This window comes from Pseudomaricurvus sp. ABR4_320 (genome assembly GCF_056159445.1).
Genome location: NZ_JBSWVF010000111.1, coordinates 1 through 300, shown reverse-complemented (window position 1 = coordinate 300; position 300 = coordinate 1). Strand labels below are relative to the sequence as shown.

The 300-nt window shown below is 47.7% G+C and carries 1 pseudogene; it reads right to left on the bottom strand.

What is annotated here, in order from left to right:
* Nucleotides 1–203 (bottom strand): annotated as a pseudogene (locus ACXAFR_RS27605) (IS256 family transposase); the annotation flags it as partial.
* Nucleotides 204–300: the final 97 nt, after the last annotated feature.

Here is a 300-nt window from a genome sequence, read left to right as displayed (position 1 = left end):
GTCTGTATCGTGCGTTCGGGTAAATAGCCATTACGCACTACAGCGGCTTTGCCATCAATCTGTTGATCAGCGTGCCGCTCCAAGAAGGATTGCAGCTCGGCCTCAACTGCTTTGGCCAACATCTGCTGCGCTCCACGTTTTAACAGGGCGTTTAGGGCATCTTCGACTGGTTTATTTAGGTCAACGATATTAATATCAATCATGCGGTGTTTTCCTCTGTTGATTAATGATCTTGCCGGATCAATCAACAGGGTACACCGCGACCCTCTTCAAGTCATACACCAGAAATCATCATAGCTC